General features: G+C 47.7%; 1 protein-coding gene. It reads right to left on the bottom strand.

Going from position 1 to position 454, the window contains the following annotated elements; translation table 11 throughout:
* Positions 1-454 (bottom strand): hypothetical protein (locus tag A3757_RS26460; protein WP_068739293.1); only part of this gene is annotated, 454 nt, incomplete at both ends.

Genomic DNA, 454 nt, shown 5'->3' with positions numbered 1-454 from the left:
ATCCAAATCTGCTCGAAAGGGTGCCCTTCAGGAACATGGATTTTGTCTCTTAAGGCGATGATTTCTTCTGATGTCCATGCGGGGTGTGCATTTCGAATGATCAGCCATACGCGTTGGGACTTATAGTGCTTTTGGGCTTTATTCATCAGTATTCTATTCAGAGCGCTAAGCAGACGCTCATGCACGTTGGAACAGTTAGCCTGCTCGCGCAGTGCTTCACGTGTTTTATCCGTCAGGTCACGTTTCAATATCGCCATTGCTTCGGCTTCAGAGCCGTATAGGTGCGCAATTTCCAAATCGAGTCGAAGGCCTTCCAACTCGCAGGATACATCTGGCTTATTTGGTTNGTTGTGCCAAATATGCCGAATTTCTTGACCGTGTAGCCTTTCATAGTGACGCATAAAAAGCTTGGCAGCTTCATGTTCGAGGGCTATCTTCTCGTCGGCACTGCTTG

It is taken from the genome of Oleiphilus sp. HI0117 (assembly GCF_001635235.1).
Note: the sequence above shows the minus strand (reverse complement) of the source record. Positions and strands in the feature narration are given on the sequence as shown.